Origin of the sequence: Streptomyces sp. ADMS (assembly GCF_033441795.1) — a bacterium.
Taxonomy (GTDB): domain Bacteria; phylum Actinomycetota; class Actinomycetes; order Streptomycetales; family Streptomycetaceae; genus Streptomyces.
On record NZ_JAVFVX010000080.1, the window covers coordinates 1 to 15,679 of the forward strand.

At 71.7% G+C, this 15,679-nt stretch carries 21 protein-coding genes; all 21 read left to right on the plus strand.

Annotated elements, in window-relative coordinates; all coding sequences use genetic code 11:
• The first annotated feature begins 40 nt into the window (after nt 1-40).
• The 21 genes from RB628_RS28385 (at nt 41) to RB628_RS28485 (ending at nt 15,583) form a co-directional block, all read left to right on the plus strand.
• A complete protein-coding gene (locus tag RB628_RS28385) occupies nt 41-1,042 on the plus strand; it encodes an MFS transporter (RefSeq protein WP_318323404.1) in 1,002 nt (333 codons plus the stop codon).
• A gap of 169 nt (nt 1,043-1,211) precedes the next feature.
• Nucleotides 1,212-1,655: a hypothetical protein gene (locus RB628_RS28390; protein WP_318323371.1), complete on the plus strand. Its 444-nt coding sequence runs from the start codon at nt 1,212-1,214 to the stop codon at nt 1,653-1,655.
• A 47-nt stretch (nt 1,656-1,702) separates the two neighbouring features.
• Nucleotides 1,703-2,200 carry a hypothetical protein gene (locus tag RB628_RS28395; protein WP_318323372.1) on the plus strand — a complete coding sequence of 166 codons (498 nt, stop codon included), beginning with the start codon at nt 1,703-1,705 and terminating at the stop codon, nt 2,198-2,200.
• 107 nt (nt 2,201-2,307) lie between these two features.
• Nucleotides 2,308-2,745, plus strand: coding sequence for a hypothetical protein (locus tag RB628_RS28400; protein ID WP_318323373.1), 438 nt, complete (start codon nt 2,308-2,310; stop codon nt 2,743-2,745).
• The gene (locus RB628_RS28405; RefSeq protein WP_318323374.1) at nt 2,742-3,524 is read left to right on the plus strand and encodes a hypothetical protein; all 783 of its coding nucleotides are present in this window, start codon (nt 2,742-2,744) and stop codon (nt 3,522-3,524) included. The genes RB628_RS28400 and RB628_RS28405 overlap by 4 nt, the downstream gene beginning before the upstream one ends.
• Nucleotides 3,525-3,532: 8 nt before the next feature.
• The gene (locus RB628_RS28410) at nt 3,533-4,408 is read left to right on the plus strand and encodes a hypothetical protein (RefSeq protein WP_318323375.1); all 876 of its coding nucleotides are present in this window, start codon (nt 3,533-3,535) and stop codon (nt 4,406-4,408) included.
• A 15-nt stretch (nt 4,409-4,423) separates the two neighbouring features.
• The gene (locus tag RB628_RS28415; protein ID WP_318323376.1) at nt 4,424-5,128 is read left to right on the plus strand and encodes a hypothetical protein; all 705 of its coding nucleotides are present in this window, start codon (nt 4,424-4,426) and stop codon (nt 5,126-5,128) included.
• A 27-nt stretch (nt 5,129-5,155) separates the two neighbouring features.
• Nucleotides 5,156-5,905 carry a hypothetical protein gene (locus tag RB628_RS28420; protein WP_318323377.1) on the plus strand — a complete coding sequence of 250 codons (750 nt, stop codon included), beginning with the start codon at nt 5,156-5,158 and terminating at the stop codon, nt 5,903-5,905.
• Nucleotides 5,902-6,561, plus strand: a complete 660-nt coding sequence (locus RB628_RS28425; RefSeq protein ID WP_318323378.1) for a hypothetical protein — start codon at nt 5,902-5,904, stop codon at nt 6,559-6,561. The genes RB628_RS28420 and RB628_RS28425 overlap by 4 nt, the downstream gene beginning before the upstream one ends.
• Before the next feature lie 33 nt (nt 6,562-6,594).
• A complete protein-coding gene (locus RB628_RS28430; protein WP_318323379.1) occupies nt 6,595-6,996 on the plus strand; it encodes a hypothetical protein in 402 nt (133 codons plus the stop codon).
• Between the two features lie 43 nt (nt 6,997-7,039).
• Nucleotides 7,040-7,816: a DUF317 domain-containing protein gene (locus RB628_RS28435; RefSeq protein WP_318323380.1), complete on the plus strand. Its 777-nt coding sequence runs from the start codon at nt 7,040-7,042 to the stop codon at nt 7,814-7,816.
• Nucleotides 7,817-8,088: 272 nt separating this feature from the next.
• On the plus strand, nt 8,089-8,478 hold the full coding sequence (locus RB628_RS28440) for a hypothetical protein (RefSeq protein ID WP_318323381.1): 390 nt from the start codon (nt 8,089-8,091) through the stop codon (nt 8,476-8,478).
• Complete coding sequence (locus RB628_RS28445; RefSeq protein WP_318323382.1) at nt 8,475-9,368, plus strand: DUF317 domain-containing protein; 894 nt, start codon at nt 8,475-8,477, stop codon at nt 9,366-9,368. Before RB628_RS28440 ends, RB628_RS28445 begins: the two co-directional genes overlap by 4 nt.
• Nucleotides 9,349-9,729 carry a hypothetical protein gene (locus RB628_RS28450; RefSeq protein WP_318323383.1) on the plus strand — a complete coding sequence of 127 codons (381 nt, stop codon included), beginning with the start codon at nt 9,349-9,351 and terminating at the stop codon, nt 9,727-9,729. Before RB628_RS28445 ends, RB628_RS28450 begins: the two co-directional genes overlap by 20 nt.
• The gene (locus RB628_RS28455) at nt 9,720-10,586 is read left to right on the plus strand and encodes a DUF317 domain-containing protein (RefSeq protein WP_318323384.1); all 867 of its coding nucleotides are present in this window, start codon (nt 9,720-9,722) and stop codon (nt 10,584-10,586) included. Before RB628_RS28450 ends, RB628_RS28455 begins: the two co-directional genes overlap by 10 nt.
• Before the next feature lie 17 nt (nt 10,587-10,603).
• On the plus strand, nt 10,604-11,197 hold the full coding sequence (locus RB628_RS28460) for a hypothetical protein (protein WP_318323385.1): 594 nt from the start codon (nt 10,604-10,606) through the stop codon (nt 11,195-11,197).
• Nucleotides 11,198-11,202: 5 nt separating this feature from the next.
• The gene (locus RB628_RS28465) at nt 11,203-11,973 is read left to right on the plus strand and encodes a DUF317 domain-containing protein (RefSeq protein ID WP_318323386.1); all 771 of its coding nucleotides are present in this window, start codon (nt 11,203-11,205) and stop codon (nt 11,971-11,973) included.
• Between the two features lie 90 nt (nt 11,974-12,063).
• Nucleotides 12,064-13,806, plus strand: coding sequence for a type IV secretory system conjugative DNA transfer family protein (locus RB628_RS28470; RefSeq protein WP_412180738.1), 1,743 nt, complete (start codon nt 12,064-12,066; stop codon nt 13,804-13,806).
• A gap of 290 nt (nt 13,807-14,096) precedes the next feature.
• Nucleotides 14,097-14,468 (plus strand): hypothetical protein, encoded by a 372-nt coding sequence (locus tag RB628_RS28475; RefSeq protein WP_318323388.1) that lies wholly within the window; start codon nt 14,097-14,099, stop codon nt 14,466-14,468.
• A gap of 102 nt (nt 14,469-14,570) precedes the next feature.
• Nucleotides 14,571-15,341 (plus strand): hypothetical protein, encoded by a 771-nt coding sequence (locus RB628_RS28480; RefSeq protein WP_318323389.1) that lies wholly within the window; start codon nt 14,571-14,573, stop codon nt 15,339-15,341.
• Entirely contained in the window at nt 15,338-15,583 is a 246-nt protein-coding gene (locus tag RB628_RS28485) for a hypothetical protein (protein WP_318323390.1), read from the plus strand. The genes RB628_RS28480 and RB628_RS28485 overlap by 4 nt, the downstream gene beginning before the upstream one ends.
• The last annotated feature ends 96 nt before the right edge of the window (nt 15,584-15,679 follow it).

The window sequence follows — 15,679 nt, forward strand, 5'->3', positions numbered from 1 at the left end:
CTGCCAGCACCACCAAGCCGCTGTCAGCCTTCAACCGCCAATAGGCAACAGGGTCTCCCAGCCAGTCAAAGGCCGCCTGATGGACCGTCATGGCCAGATGCCGGTGTCCGCACCCGGCGCAGTCATCAACTCCGGCTGTCTGCTGCTCCTGCTGGTCGGAGACGATCCGACCCTCGCGCTAGCCGCGATCGTGCTCGCGGGCCTGTCCTCCCCTCCCCTGGAGGCAGGACTGCGGGCCCTGTGGCCCACCGTCCTGCCCGACCCCCATCGGCGCCGGGTCGCCCTCGCTCTCGACACCGGCTCCCAGGGCCTGCTCTACATCGCCGGCCCGCTCCTGGTCGCCGTGCTCGCCACCGCCTACGGTCCCCGCGCCGCGATCCTCGCAACCGTCGTACTCGGCCTCCTGGGCACGACCGTGGTGCTCACCGCGCCCCCGTCCCGCACCTGGCGCCCGCAGCACACCGCTGGCTCCGCCGCGGCCGGGCTGCACAGCACGCCCCTGTCGCTAATCTTCCTGGCCCATGCCGGCTTCGGAATCGCCCTCGGCGCCATGAACGTCTGGGCGGTGGCCATGGCCGAACTGCACGACATGGATCTGCTGTCCGGGCTGATCCCCGCCGCCTTCGCCACCGGCAGCTTCCTCGGCGGCCTCCTCTACGCCCGCCGAGCCTGGCCGGGCTCGCCCATCGTCCAGCTGCTGTCGGCCGCGGCCGGATTCTGCGCCGGGTGGCTGCCACTGCTCGCCCTTCCCGGCCCTCACATGGCGACCGTCGTGGTCACCGTGCCGGGCATGTTCCTCACTGTGGTGATCGCCTGCGGCTTCACGACCGCGGACGCCCTCGTGCCAACTCAGCGGAGAACCGAAGCGTACGCATGGCTGATCGCCTCGGTCGGCGTCGGCCAGGCCGCCGGCACCGCCCTGGCCGGGGCCCTCGCCACCCACCGCCTCACAGCCGCGGCCCTGCCCGCGGCCGGAGCCGCCCTCGCCCTGACGGTCCTCGCCGCCGCCCGCCACCGCATCACCGCCCGTGGTGGCCACTGAACCCACCGCCGCCGTCCCACCCGTCTGTTGTCCACCCAGCGACAGCGGCACGACCCGCGGGCCCCCGAATGGGGCGACTGCCGCTGGTCCGAGTCCGACACGCCCACCTCCCCGTGGACGTCGCCGCCGCCCCGCTTCCCATGCCTCACCTCTGAAAGGCCCTTCCGCCTTGCCCCACCCGTCTTCGTCCGTCTGGGACCACCACATCGAGGACTGTGCGGTCTGCACCTCACCCGACCGCGACGAGCCGGCCCTGCTGCGCTGCGCCGTCCTCACAGTCTTGCAACACGGCGTCTTCATGGTCGAGGACGACATCCCGTTGGCCGAGATCCTCAGCGACGGCGGCCACTACCTGCGCGGTCTGGCTTCGTCCCTGGGCGGCGACGAGACCACCCCGGTGCCCAAGACCGAGCACTGGCCCTGGGTCGACGCCGAACTGCGCCTGGCCGTAGCCCGCGCCGCAAGTCTGGACGCCGTCAGCACCCTCGATGCCCGTATCGACGGCGTCCTGGCCACCGCTGCCCGCAGGACCCCGCGGCGCCAGGCGGACCTCCTCGAACGCGCCGCCGAGCAGTTCGCCCAGCAGCACGCACCAGCCTCCCGCACCCCCTGACCCAGCCGGCGCCCGCGCCGCCCCCACACAAAGGAGAATCCCCGCCCATGGCCGTCCAGAAGACCTGGACCGTCGTCCACGCCTGTGGACACGAAATCACGCATGACCTGTCTGACCGTCCCGCCGACCGACGCGCCGGATTCGCCCGCTGGCTCACCGAACGCGACTGCACCGAATGCTGGAAGGCCGCCCGCGACGGCGACAGCGCCGGCAAGGAGGAGTGGCTGGCCGCCAAGCGAATCGAAGAACAGCAGGCCGCTACCGTGTGGGCCGAGCAGTTCGCGATGCCGCCGCTGGAGGGCACCGAACGCGCCCAAGGCTGGGGCGAGCGCTCCCGCCATCAGCTGGTCACCCGCGCATACGCCGCCCTGGTCACCGAGGGCACCTGGGACGAGACCGACTGGACCGTCCTGGAGGAGAAGATCCGCACCATCACCCGGGCCGGATGGTGGATCGACCAGCGCGATGCCGAGGGCACCGATCTGCCCGAACTCCTCGACGCCGCAACCGAGAACGACCGCGGCACCGAGAACCCGTACCGGTAGCCGACCAGCGGTTGTACCCGACGATCCCCGGTTATCGAAACCGGGGATCCTCCGGAGCATTGACCTTCCACCGCCACCCCGTGCCGCTCGTGGAAGGACCCCCTGCTGTGCCCGACGCTCCCGGCCCCTCGCAGATACCAGCCGCTTGGAGACCGTCCCTGGAGCCGCTGACCGCCCAACGGGACATCACCCACGCCCACTTCGCCCCTGGCGACACCGTTGTGATCCCCACCGGCGTCGCCGACGGCAGGCTGTCGGGCGACGTCATGACGATCGTCGCTCCTTCCTGGCACCTGCCGACGGACGAGGACGGCTGGCGGCTGCGCAACCCCAGGGGCGGCGAGCGCACCTTCATCACCGCCCACCCCCGCTACATGATCCACCTCTCCCGCCCCTGCCCCGACTGCCTGATCTACCGGCGCGCCCTGGAGGACTACATCCTGCCCAAGGTGCCCGTCGGTAGCGGGTCCTTCGACTGCGGCTGGTACTCCCTCACCCACCTCAACCAGCTCGTCCACCTCGCCGACGCCCGAGGTGGCCGGTGACTCTCCCCAACCGCCGCCCCGGAAGGGCCCTGACCCTGCTGCGTGCCGGTGCCGAAGCCGCCTCGGCCATCCCGGCACCCCACTGGCCCGCGCAGCTGGCCGCCAATCTGAGCGAACTCGACGCGACCTGGCAGGAATCCGCGCAGCTGTGCGCCGACGCCGCGTGGACCGCACGGGCCTCCGGCCACAGCGTGCTGGGCCTCCTGGACCCCGATGACACCCTCGCGCCCGGGCCGGACCCGATCACGACTACGGCGTATCGGCATCTGTACCTGAGCGCCCTGCGCTACGACTTCCGCTGCCCTACCCTCGCCCTGCTCGTCGAGCAGCTCTCGCTTCAGGAACGAGAGGGCCTGGACTGCTACAGCCGCGCCCTGTACGCCTTCGCCCTGCTGGGGCAGTCCCGGTCCGAGGGCCTCCCCCTCATGCAGCAGGTCCTCGACGACGCCGGCGACCACGTCAAGACGTTGCATGTGCTGCTGCACGGACTGTGGCTCGGCCACGATCTGCCCGGGCGTGAGGAGCGCATGCTGCAGATCCTCGGCCGGCCGCCGTTCGCCTCGCGCACCGACCCGATCGCCCTGTTCCGTGAGGCCGGCGCCCTGCGCGGGCTCGGCGAGTATCAGGCCGCTCTGGAGTCGATCGACCGCGCACTGGACCTGCTGCCGCCTGGCGACGTATCCGTCCACGCCGACCTCGTCCGCGAACGCTCCCTGATCGCCTCGGCCCGCGACGTCCAGCGCCTCGTCGGCCGCCACGCGGAAGCAGGCCCGGAATGATCCCTCGCGTGCACACCCGCAGTCCGTACGCCACGGAAGCGCTGACCGAGGCCCTCGGACGTCCCGTGTCCGATCAGGAGGGACTGACCGGGCACACGGTGGTCGCCCACTGGCCGGGCCTGGCCCCTGTCGCCGCTGACGACGAACAGCAGCTCTGGACATCGCAGGATTGGGCGGACCACCTGGACACGCCGTCGTGGGAGTATCCCCGCGCCACGAGTCCCCGGAAGGACCGATTCGCCATCTGGCACGCCGACGTGCGTCTCGCCCTCGGCGACCGCCAGCTCACCGGCCCGGAGTGGTCCGAGATCGCGCACCGGCTCGCTCGCGCCGTCGGCATCGCCACGCCCGGCGACACGCGGAGCTGCCGCTGGATCGCAGTCCAGGCTCAGCCCCGGCGCCTCGATCTGATCGCCAACCTCATCCTTCCCGACGGCACGTGGACTTCCCAGCCCGGCCTGCTCCTCCGGCTGGCGGCGGAGTGCCGGCGCCTGGAGACGGCCCTCAGCCTCCTTGGGCCCTTGCCTGCCCGGTCCTCGCCGCACGCCTCCGCTCTCCCGGCCGCCGTGCACTCGGCTGCCGAGACGACGGGGCAGCTTGCCGAGCTGCTGCACCAGCTCGCCGATGAGGCCACCGGGCCGCTGGTCACCGAGCGCGGCCTCGTCGAGTACGCGGCGCACCGTCTCGGCGCCCTTGCCCACGCCTACGGTCCCGCCATGGAACACCAGCTGGGATGGATCGCCCGCCGCCTGTACGGCATCCAGCATGACCTCGACGCCGTTGTCGCAGACCTGGCTGCCACGCCTGACCGGACAGCTCCGACACCCGCGCTGCCTGTCCCGCGGCCTCCGACCGCATCTGCTCGTACTCGTTCAACTCCCTAGAAAGTTTCTGCCCCTTTGGCCCTGGCCGACCGTCTGTTGGCTCTCCGGCGCGATGTTCATTCCGGCGAAGTCCTTGCCCGCGGAGGAGATCCCGAAGCCCACAGCATCCTGGAGCGCACCGGGTTCGTCCTCGTCGCCCGGCTCCACGAGCGCTACCACCGCCTGCCCACCGGCCTCGACGAGGCCGAGGAGCAGCGGATCGCCACCCGCGCGGTAGCCCGGCTGCGTGCGGTGAGCTACCACGTCGACTGCGACGAGGCGTTCGACACCGACCACCGCGAGCCGTACTACCAACCCCTCGGCGCCCAGGTCGCACACCTCGCCGATCGTCTCCGCGAGGCGACCACGACCGACGAGGCCGCCGACGTCCTCACCGAGTTGACCGCCACCCACGACGGCATCCTGACCGCCCTCGACGACGTACTCGTCGCGGCAGCCGACTTCTTCGAAGGACTCGGCCAGCCTTCCGACCAGTACACCGCCCGGCGTTTGCGCTACCTCGCCGAGGAACGGTTGCGGATCGTCCGGTCCGACCTCGCGCACACCCGCACCGACCTCGCCGGCCGGCACACGCCCCACCCCGGCCGTCGGCCGTGCACGGCCGAGACCGGCCCGGGCGAGACGGAAGCCTCCGCCGTCTGCGCCTGCCCGCCACCCCGCATCCCCACCAGCCCCGGTCCCCTCCCCACCGCGCCGGTCCCCACCAGCCGCCGGAGATGACCCGCCTGTCCCTTCCCGAGGAGACCTTTGCACGCCCCCGATGACTCTCTCGCCTCCTTCGCCGCCGTCCTCGCCGGCGAACTGCCCGGCCAGTGGAGCAGCCAGTACCACCCCGACCGCGAAGACAACGACCACGACGAACTGGCCGTCGATGTCTGGGACATGGACCAGGTCGCCGATGCCATGGCCGAGTACAGCCTCGACCACTGCGCGGTCCTGACCCGGCGCGTGGACGGCACGCGGCTGTTCCTCATGGACCGCAAGGGCCACGACGACGGCTTCCTCATCGCCGCCATGGCGCCCAAGGACCTGCCCATCGAGGCGTTCCGCGACGTTCGCGAGCCCGACGGCATCGCCGTCGACGCGGACCCCTTCCACGCCGCCAAGCACGTCCGGCTGCGCCTGCTGCCCCGCTACGACCAGGCCCTCGCCCAGGTACGGGACAACGCCTCCCGCCTTGCTGCGGCCCTGGCCGACGAGCAGCGCGTCGTGATGACCTGGTCCGGCGAGGACCTCGTCGCCGCGAAGCCCGATCGCGACGACATCGCCCGGGCCCTGACCGAGTACGGCTTCACCTTCGACCCAAGCCGGAACGTGTTTGTACTGTCCGACGGTGACTCAGCCCGAGTGGCCGCGTCCGTCCGCGCAGTCGGCCACCGTCTGTCCGAGCTGGGTGTCGGCGTCCTCTTGTCCCGCCCGACAGGCCGGGCCGCGCTGGACATCACACCTGCCCAGCGGCCCGCCCCGCCGACTCCGGCCCCGCACCGAACCCGGTGACAGGCCGGGCCCCTGGTGGCGCGCCGGAGTTCTTCGTCCTCAGCTACATCACCATCACCCGCGATCCGCGCACGCAACTCGTCGTCGCCATCGGCGGCGACGAACGCGCGGCCGGCATTCTCCAGACGGCCGGAGGATTCATCGACGCCCCCGGCCCTCGCGGCCCCTACCACCGCCAGCCCCACACCATGGCTGTCGACGAGCAGCGCACCGGCGCCACCACCGCGGCCCTGGCCCTGCTGCAGGCCGGATACAGCGTCCACCTCGACCCCGCCCTCAACACCCTGAGCAGGCGGGACGAGGACCGGCAGGCCGCCCACCGCTACCTGGGCCACCTCGCCGAACGTGCCCGCAACGCCAGCGGCGGCCACGAACGGGCCTCCGTCCTCACCGAGATCGTCGCTCCCGACGACGGTGTGCTGCCCCGCCTGCGCGACATCCTGGTGTCTCTCTGGACGCGTTGGGACGACCGCCTCCACGACGCCGGACGCCCAGCGGCCCCCGCCGAGCAGCTGATCGACACGGTCAACGGCCTGTCCCGCCACACCCAGCGGCTCCAAGACATCCGCAACCAGGCCGCCCGTATCCCGGCATCTGCTCCATCCCCCGGCACCACGGCCAAGCCCGTCCCCGCGGCGCCCGGCCGGAGCCGCTGACCGCCCCTCTTCCGCCATAGGAGCATCCACCCGATGGGTAACCGTGCCGACGACGAAGGCACCGACGTCGAGATCTACCGCAAGCCCCTGACCGACACCGTCCACGCCGACACCCCCACCGGCGCCCCCGAACAACTCCTCGCCCTGCTCGACCGGCTCGGCTTCGAACGCAAGACCGTCTCGCCCGCAGGCACCGCAGGCCCGACCTACGCCTGGCACGAGGCCCCGAGCCACCTCAGCGAGGACGAGAAGAAGCGACTGGCCACCCGTGCCGTCCCCCCACTGCTCGCAGCCGGATACGTCGTCCACATCCCCGACTACCTATTCGACCAAGCCGCCTACCTCAGCGCCACGGACGAACTCCGCACCCAGCGAGCGGCACCGGCCACCGCCTCGCCCGCGACGACCGCCCGGCCCCGCCGTACACGTGGCTGAATCACCCCCGCCCTCGGCCCGTCCCGCAGGAGTCCACTCCCCGGTGCCCCAACGTCCGCCGCAGGCCGTCCCGTATGTCCTGGCCGCGCCCGGCTACCTCGCCGGCGGCGGCGACTGGGAACACCTGACCGAGCTGCTGCTGCGCGGCCACGGCTGGCGCAACGTGTCCACGATCGACCAGCACACCGCCCTGGCCAGCCCCGACGGACGTCTCCACGTCATCCTCAACCGACGCGCGGACTGGACCTGGACCCTGCACGCCACCTCCCCTGACGGGCAGGACTGGGCAGTGCTCCTCGGCGCGCACATACCCGTCGAGTACATCACCGCCATGGTCAACGCCCTGCTCCAGCCGCCGCCCACCGGCGACCGGGCGGTCCTCGACCCGTTGCGTGCAGCGGGCTGGACCGAGCAGGCCACCGGGCCCGGGGCCTCGGCCGTGTCACCGGACGGCCTGGTCCACTTCACCGAGGAACCCGCTCACCCCAGCGCACCGAGACCCTGGCGCGCCGCCTGCACCGTCAACGGGTACCGCTGGTGGACAGCCACCTTCAGCACCCGCACCCCGCCCTGCATCGTCACCGCGTTCACCCGCAGCCTCGCCAGCGACGACCCGCTGCCGCGGATGGCCATCGGAACACCGCTGTACGGCTGCGGGCCCTACACCCGTCTCATCCCGACACCACACACGTATGAAGACGAGCAGGCGCTGCTCAAGGCCCGGATCGCCGACGTCCGCAGCCGCCGCGTCACCGGACCAGGCCCCGCCACACCGCCGCCGAACCCCATCGGACGCACGCCGGCCACCCGCACGCGGTGAGCCTCACCCCTCTCGTCGACGTGCACCGCACCACCACGTTCAGGAGATTTCCGTACCCCGCACCTCCCCTCGCCCCACGCCACCGCCGATCACCGCCGAGCGCCGGCCTCGTCTGGCCGTCTTCCTCTTCCGCCGCTACCTGCGCGCCTGCATCGTGCGCGCCCCCGCCCAGGCCCATCAGCTTGCCGGAGGGCGGCCCGAGGCCGCGCTGGATGAATCCCGGCGCCTCGGCCACCACACCTGACCCCCACCCGTCTGCCTCCAGGAGGCCCGTGACCGACCCGCCCCTCCACTCCGTCCCCCACGCCCGCGCGATCGCCGAACAGCTCGGCCAGCTCACCAGTCAGCTCGCGCTCGCCCCACCGCGCGAGGCCGCCCACATCCTCGCCACCGTCCTCGACCGCGACGTCGGCATCCTCGGCCACTTCACCCAACTGATGGCCACCGGCTCCCAGTTCGCCAAACGCACCTCCGAGCAAGGCATCCTCCCGCCCGAGGTCTGGCTCGCTGTCGGCCGCGCCGCCAACGAACTCCACGACATCGGCCTCGACCTCGACGAACACACCGAAGCCCTCGACGCCCTCGCCAGCGCCGTGGCACCAGCTCCCACTACAGCGCCGAAACCGGTGCCGACCGCCATGGTCGTGAGGAGACGCCGGTGAGCAGGAAACAGTGGACCGGCTGGCGCACACCACGCGCTGGAGGCGAACAGGCCGAGCAGCACTACCTCATCGAACCCCGTCATCTCGCCGGCGGCGGCAACCTCGGCCACGTCACCGAGTTCCTGCGCGCCTCCGGCTGGAAGGACTCCTCCCACCAAGGCGGCCCGTTCGTCTTCGACAGCCCCGACCGCACGATCCGTATCGGCTACGACCCGCACACCCAGCCTGGCGGCTGGACCATCTCCGGCAAGGCCGCCGGTGCTCAGCCGGCGTGGCATGCCACCTTCGGCCGGCAGACCCCGGTGGAGATCGTGGCCGGCGTCACCGACGCCCTCACCCGCCCCCGCTCCGCGCACGCGCCCAACGCCTGGGCTCCGCTGGAGCAACAGGGCTGGACCAGTGAGCGCGGCGAGGACCAGTCGTTCACCGCCGTCCATCCCGGCCGCGACACCTGGCTGCAGTACCGTCCCGGCGAGCGCGGCCAGGACCTGTGGTGGGCCGGGGCCCGCACGGAACACGGGCAGACCTGGGACGCGGTGTTCACCCCCACCACCCCGCTGCATCTCATCGAGGCATTCGCCACGGCGCTGGCCGATCCGCAGCCGGTGATGCGACCGCGCGGACATGTCCCGCCCACGAGCCGGGTCCGCACCACGTCCGTCTCGGTGCTGCCCTCCCAGCTCTCCGCCTGGCAGCAGGCCCGTATCACCGCCGCCCGCGCCGCTACCTGGGCCCGCTTCGCCACCACCGGCGCCCGCAAGCCGTCCCGCACCGCGGGCCCGTACGCCACCGCCGGTGGCCGACGCCGCTGCCCCGCCTCGGGCAGCCCTCGCCAGGCGCCCGTTTCCCACCCCCACGCACGAGGAAGTTATGACCGACCTGACCTTTGACGACGCCCTCACCGCCGAAGATATCCACAGGGCTGTCCACAGCCTGGCCCGGCTCACCGCCCATCTGCGACCCGGCCCGGAGAACACCGAAGCCGCCGCTCTGCTCGCCCCGCTCGTCCACGCCGCCCCCGCCCTCATCGACACCGTCGCCCAGGTCCTGCGTGAGGTCTCCCGGCTCCTGGCCCAGCACGCCGACGTCCCGTGGGACGCGACCGTGACCGACCTGGTGCGCGAGTATCTCGACGCCGCCACGGCCGTCGATCAGCTGCGCAACCCGCTCAGCAAGACACTGAGCCTGCTGGAACAGGCCCCGATCCGTACCGTGCGCGGCGATGGCGGGGAGAGCGGTACATGCCGGTGACCGAGCGACAGTTGGCCGGCTTCCGACGCGACCACGAGTCGACGATCCTGCATTCCACCAGTCCCCGGCACCTCGCGGGTCCCGGTGACGCCCGCCACGTCACCCACGCCCTGCTCGCCGCCGGCTGGACCATCACCTCCGACCCGGCTTCCCCCGAGACTGAGGTCACCAGCCCCGACCTGCAGGCCCGGCTGCAAGCCGCACCCCAGTTCAACCCGTCCGGCAGCTGGTGGCGCCTCACGGTCGAGCCGCCCAACTCCCGTAGTTGGTATGCCTCGTTCACCCAACAGGTCCCGGCCGAGATCCTGGCCGGACTCACCGACACGCTCCTCACCCCTGCCCCTGCGGACCCGCCCGATCCGTGGGACCTCTTCCGCACAGCGGGCTGGAGCGTCACCCAGAGCGAGAACGGAACCGGCTTCGAGGCCCGCTCGCTCGACCGACGGGCGGTCGTTGAATACAGCCGCCCCTACGACGACGAGATCTCCTCCTCGTTCTCCTGGCGGATCCGCACCCGGGAGTACCCCGCCGACGCCGCCGAGTCCGCTTTCGACGGTCGCCCGGTCTGGAGCGGCTGGCTCGACGGACACGCCCCCGCGCAGGCCATCGCCGGCTTCATCGCCGCCTTGACCAGCGCCGAACCGCTGCTGCGCGGCTGGGGCCGGCACAACTGGCACCACGACGTCCAGCACGAGCGAACCAGCCGGACCGGCACGGATGTCGCCGACGCTCATCAGCAGCGCCTCAAGCACATCCAGGCCCAGGTCCGCGCCGCGCGACGCCGTCAGCGGCTGGACACCACCCCCTGCTCGGCTCACGTCGGCGCCTCCAACTCCTCGGCGGCTCGTACCCGATGACTGATGAAAGACCCCCTGTGGCCTCCCCACCCTCCCCTCCGAGCGTCATCCATCAGCAGCGCCTCGACCAGCTCGCCGAGTTCCTCCACACCGGCGAACAGATCCTGGCCGCGTGGGACGCCTACTCCGACCAGCACACCGACCCCGACAGCTGGCCGTACGACGACGAGTCCTACGGGCGGCGCGCCGCCCGCCGCGACGCCGACGCCTGGATCGCCGCCGCACAGATCCGCCCCTTCGCCCGCGAGCTGGTCTCCACCGCCGAAGTCCAGCTCCAGCAGCTCCCCGCCCGGGCCGTCCAGTCCCACTGGGCGTGGCACCTGGCGGGCGCCGAAGACGCTCTCGACCAGCTCGACGCCTTCGAAGAGGACTATCGCGCCCGCCTCGACGACCTGCCGCCCTCCGCCCGGCCGGGGACACAGGCGTACGACGACCTCATCGACGCCCGCAACGCCGAGGCATGGCACGCACTCAACGAGCTGGCCCTGCACGCCCCCGTGATCCTCGCCATTCACACGACGACCCAACGCACCCCGCCTCGTCTGGAGGCCGTCGCTCCTCGACCCGCTCCAACGGCTCCCGCTGCCGCGGCGCCCGTGGCACGGAGGTGAGCCGCATGCGGTTCCTGCCTCACGATGCGGCCGACGAACTCCTCGTCACCCCGCCCTGCCTGGCCGGGGGCGGGGACCCGCGCTGGGTCACCGTGGCCCTCCACCAGGCCGGGGGATGGCGCTACGACCACACTCCGCTCTCCCCGATCGTCCATCTGGTCCGGCCCGACCAGCATGCCGAGCTGAGCCTGTACCCGGACCCGGACGAGCCGTGGTGGACGATCCTCCACGCCCCCACCGACGAACAACCCGCCTGGTACGCCCGGTTCGGGGCGCGCATCCCGGTGGAGATCCTCGCCGCGTTCACCGACGCCCTCACCGAGCCCGCCCCCGAAGCGGCGGCGGCGAGTGATCCCTTCGAGATCCTGTACGCGGCCGGCTGGCTGGAACACTCCGACGTCTCGGCCTCGTCCCCCGACAGCCCCGTCCGTGTCGAGCGCGCCGGCCAGGGGCAAGGCAGCTGGTTCGTCACCACCTCCCTGCCCGGCGACCCCGACACGGTGATCTGGCGCGCCCACCTCGGCGCCGACACTCCGCTCCACCTGGTCGCCGCCTTCACCAGCGCCCTCACCGACCCCGCACCGCTGCGCCGCGACCCGCTCGCCCTCCCCTTCCAGGCTCGTCCCCACCTGCAGACGGCCCCCGCGCCGACGGGCCCGCCGGGCGGGCTGGATCCGCTGGAGCAGCGCGTCCAAGACCTCGCCGCCCGCCGCCGGCGCGGCGCGCCCTCGCTGCCGCCGCGTCGGCCGCAGCCGCCACCGCGCCGTACGCGCTGACCCGGCCACACCCCTCACTCCGGAATCCTGCCCTTGCCCCACGCCTCCCCCGCCTCCTCCAGCAGCGACGGCTACGACATCGCCTTCAAGATGCTCCTCGGCGCCCTCGCGATCGCCGTCCCCCTGTCCAACCTCGCCTGGCTGTGCGGCAACCTCGCCGCCTGGGCCACCCACTCCGGTCCCTGGGCGCCGTACCAGCCCATCAACGCCCTCCTGCACCCCGACCAGCTCTGGCCCACCGCCGGAGAAACGACCCTGCTCATCGGTGCCCGCATCATCCCCGTCACCGTGATGATCGCCCTTGTCCTCACCGCCGCAGTCGTCTGGTCACGACACAAGAACTCCGGCAGTGGCCGGAAGAAGAAGATCGCCGGCATGGCCAAGGCGAAGGACATCGAGCCGCTGATGGCCCGGGCGATCACCGCCAAGGCCCGCTCCCTGCGCCCCAGCCTGAAGGACGCCAAGCACATCGATGCCGCCGACACCGGCATCCTCCTCGGCAACCTCCAGGGCAGCCGCCACGAGGTCCGCATGGGGTACGAGGACGTCGCCGTCGCCATCATGGCGCCCCGCTCCGGCAAGACCACCTCGCTCGCGATCCCCTCGATCCTCGCCGCGCCCGGCCCCGTCCTGCTGACCTCCAACAAGGCCGCCGGCGACGCCTACACCGCCACCCTCGACGCACGGCAGAGGACCGGCCGAACGTGGTCGATGGACCCGCAGCAGATCGCCCACGCCGAACGGGAGATGTGGTGGAACCCGCTCGCCGACGCCAGGACCCTCGACGGCGCAGGCCGTCTGGCCGGCCACTTCCTCGCCGCTTCCGTGGACGCCAGCCAGCAGGGCGACTTCTGGTCCAAGGCCGGCAGCAACATCCTGTCGCAGCTGTTCCTCGCCGCGGCTCTCGACGAACGGCCCATCACCGACGTCATGCAGTGGCTGGCCTTCCCCGCCGACCGCACCCCCCTCGACATCCTGCGCGACCACCAGTTCACCGCGGTGGCCGCCCAGCTCAAGGGCACCGTCGAAGGACCGCCCGAAACCCGGGACGGCATCTACGAAACCGCCCGACAGTACGCCGCAGCCCTCCTCAACAGCGATATCGCGGCGTGGGTCACCCCACAGAAGGACGTGCCCGAGTTCCGGCCGTCGGAGTTCGTCTCCTCCACGGACACTCTGTACCTGCTGTCGAAGGACGGTGGCGGCGGCGCCAGTGCCCTGATCGCGGCGTGCGCGGACTCCGTCATGCGCGCGGCGACCGCGCAGGCCGAGCGCGCCGGCGGACGGCTCGACCCGCCGATGCTCGCGATCCTCGACGAGGCCGCCAACGTCTGCAAGATCTCCGATCTGCCCGACCTGTACAGCCACTTGGGCTCGCGCGGCATCATCCCCATCACGATCCTGCAGTCCTACCGCCAGGGCCAGAAAGTCTGGGGAGACGCGGGCATGGACGCCATGTGGTCCGCGAGCACCGTCAAGGTGATCGGCTCCGGCATCGACGATCCCGACTTCGCCGACAAGCTCTCCCGCCTCATCGGCGACCACGACGTGGAGACCACCTCGACCTCCATCTCCGACTCGGGGAAGTCGACCTCCGTGTCGATGCGGCAGGAACGGATTTTGCCCGCGGACGCGATCCGCGCCCTGCCCAAGGGCACCGCCCTGTGCTTCGCCACCGGCATGCGCGCCGCCATGCTCGACCTGCGCCCCTGGTACGCGGAGCCCGACGCCGACGCACTGACTGCCGCCTCTGCCCGCGCATCGAAGGCCATCACCGCCCGCGCCGTCGCCAAGCACGCCCCGCAGCAAAGCGACTACGGCTCCGCCGCCTGACCACCCACCAACGCCCGAGCACCCCGCCGGGCTGCCCCACCTGTACCCAGCCACCGGGATGACCGATAGCCATCACCGACCACCACGACGTCTTCATCGGCTCGACCGATGACGGATGGACGTTCGCCGTCCTCAACCGCCCCATCCGCAACGCCGCGCGCATCCTTACCGCAGCAGGCTTCACAGCCCGCCAGCACCAGGACCGCACCCTCTACCTCCTGCCGCCCGGGACCGCCGAGGACGCGCATGAGCGCGCCGGCGTCGCCTTCTACGGGCTCCTGTCCCACACCATGGACCTCGTCGACCTCGCCTGGACCACGCGCTACCCCCGCACCACCGACGCCGAGCCCGAGGCGACCATGCGCTTCCGCAACGGCACGGTCACCGCCACCGCGGTCACCGACCGGGCCAGGGATGTCCTCATCCAGCACGGCTTCACCTCGACGAAGGCAACGCGGGAGTACACACTTCCCGCCGAGTTCGGTGAATCCGACGCCCTGGGTGCGGTGGTCTATGCCGAATCCCACCTCTACACACTCGGCGCCAGCGTGCGCGTCGACCTCGGGATCCCGACCCTCCAGGACATCCCGCCCGCGCCCTCCCGCCGTCCAGCCACGCCCGCGACACCCTCCCCGGACCAGGCCCACCGACGCAGCCGCTGACCACCAAGCCCCCCGGCCCTCACCCGGAGCAGCACCATTCACCAGATCGACCTGCAAGCCGAGATCGCCCAACTGCGACAACTCGGCAGCGCTTTCGAGGACTTGCACAGCGAAGTCCGCTCACTCACCCTCACACCCGGCACCGACGCCCGGCAGCAACTCACGTCGAAGATCCTGGCCACGAACGAGCTGGTCCAACAGGCCATGGAACGCCTGGCCGCCCTCGACGGCAGCCAGTACGCCGCCGTACCCGGCAGCCGCCCGTCCCTGGAAGCGCTCGCCTCCGTCGTCTTCGCCGCCAGTATCGCCGCATCCGACCTGGTCGGCGCGCTGGAAGCCAACCCTCTGGAGGGCGCCGCGTTCCCCGGCCCGCCGGCCGATGAAGCAGCCGTGCGCACGGCACGGCACGCGGAGGCCGTCCCCGCCATGGCGGAGCACCTCGCGGACGCCGCCCACCAGCTCGACCTGGCCCACACCGGCTGCTACTACCTCGCCAGTGGTATCTCCCGGGACCTGAAACAGCACGCCGAACAGCAGCAGGCGACACCCGTGCCGGAGATCACGGCCAGCCAGTACGCCGTCCTCGCCCGGCTGTCCGCAGGAGGCGGCACCCGTTACGTAATCAGCCGGCACGGCGTGCTCAAGGCCATCGACAAGGACCGGGCCACCGTGAACGTCGCCACCCTCAACGCCCTGATCAAGCGAGGACTCGTCGAGGTGGACACCACGACACCCTTGCACCAGGGCCAGCGCCTCGATGTCACCGCCGAAGGCCGGCGTGCCCTCGCCCAGTACAAGCCCACCACGGTTGCCGCCCGAGCAGCGGCCTTGATGCTTCCTGCAACGAAGCAGGGGGCGGGCCGCAGACGGTGAGCTTCGCTCCGGCGGACCCCGTCCTGGTCTCCCCGCGCCACCTGGCCAGCGGCGGACTGGACCGGATCGGCGACGTGCTCGGTCCGTTGATCCACCTGTACGGCTGGAACTACACGCACGACGCCTTCAGCGACCAGCCGCGTGCCGACGGATCTTTGCCCCCATCGGTACCGACGCAGGACCAAGCTCCAGCCATCCCCGCCACGCCCACCGCTACGCCGCCCTGGGCACGCCACCGCTAATCGTCTCGGCGCCCAAAGGCCAGCGGTACGGGGCTGAACGCCCGGCCCCCTCGGAGTCTCGGGGCCCCGGTACCCGCCACACCCCACTCACAGCGA

Coding starts and splice junctions, on each gene's coding strand:
- RB628_RS28395 (WP_318323372.1), top strand. CDS start 1,703: ATGGCCGTCCAGAAGACCTGGACCGTCGTCCACGCCTGTGGACACGAA.
- RB628_RS28430 (WP_318323379.1), top strand. CDS start 6,595: ATGGGTAACCGTGCCGACGACGAAGGCACCGACGTCGAGATCTACCGC.
- RB628_RS28450 (WP_318323383.1), top strand. CDS start 9,349: ATGACCGACCTGACCTTTGACGACGCCCTCACCGCCGAAGATATCCAC.
- RB628_RS28455 (WP_318323384.1), top strand. CDS start 9,720: ATGCCGGTGACCGAGCGACAGTTGGCCGGCTTCCGACGCGACCACGAG.
- RB628_RS28465 (WP_318323386.1), top strand. CDS start 11,203: ATGCGGTTCCTGCCTCACGATGCGGCCGACGAACTCCTCGTCACCCCG.
- RB628_RS28470 (WP_412180738.1), top strand. CDS start 12,064: ATGCTCCTCGGCGCCCTCGCGATCGCCGTCCCCCTGTCCAACCTCGCC.
- RB628_RS28475 (WP_318323388.1), top strand. CDS start 14,097: ATGGACCTCGTCGACCTCGCCTGGACCACGCGCTACCCCCGCACCACC.